Consider the following 622-nt stretch of genomic DNA (forward strand, 5'->3'; position numbering starts at 1 on the left):
CGTTAAGAGATTAAGATAATGAAGATATCTAAGGAGGTGTTCACATGGGTGAACAGCGGCAACGGTATGACGAAGAATTTAAGAGAAACACTGTTAAATATTTGCAAGAGCAGACAAAGTCGGTGGAGGATATCTCGTTAGAGTTGAACATTCCAGCAAAGACTTTGCATGGGTGGAAGGCTAAATATCGCGACTTCAAAAATGAACCTATTGTTACCTTGGAACGATTCCGAGAGATGGAACAGCTGCTTAGAGAAAAAGAACATGAGATTCAGATGAAAGATAAAAGGATTGCAGACGTTGAGGAAGAACTCACAATCGTAAAAAAAGCAGTGCACATCTTCAGCAAACCAAGGAACTAAGATTCCAGTTTATTGAGGATCATCGCTCCGAGTTCAACTTGGAGAAGATGTGCAAGGTTATGGAAGTTTCTCGGAGCGGCTACTATAAGTGGAAAACCTCTATGCCAAGCAAGCAAGAGTTGCGCAAGCGTGAGTTAATGGGGCGAATTACGTATCACTATCACGATAACAATCGACGCTATGGTGCCCCTAAGATCACAAAAAAATTGCGCCATGAGGGCTACAAGGTCACCGAGAGAACCGTTGGCTTGTATATGAAG

2 protein-coding genes are annotated in these 622 nt (G+C 42.4%); both read left to right on the forward strand.

Annotation, left to right across the window (positions count from 1 at the left end):
- The first annotated feature begins 44 nt into the window (after positions 1 to 44).
- On the forward strand, positions 45 to 362 hold the full coding sequence (locus UQ64_RS27145) for a transposase (protein WP_060625064.1): 318 nt from the start codon (positions 45 to 47) through the stop codon (positions 360 to 362).
- Positions 363 to 421: 59 nt separating this feature from the next.
- The coding region (locus UQ64_RS30465; RefSeq protein ID WP_167348531.1) for an IS3 family transposase at positions 422 to 622 on the forward strand (201 nt) is incomplete at its 3' end.

Source organism: Paenibacillus etheri (assembly GCF_001012825.1).
Taxonomy (GTDB): domain Bacteria; phylum Bacillota; class Bacilli; order Paenibacillales; family Paenibacillaceae; genus Paenibacillus_AQ; species Paenibacillus_AQ etheri.

Coding starts and splice junctions, on each gene's coding strand:
- UQ64_RS27145 (WP_060625064.1), top strand. CDS start 45: ATGGGTGAACAGCGGCAACGGTATGACGAAGAATTTAAGAGAAACACT.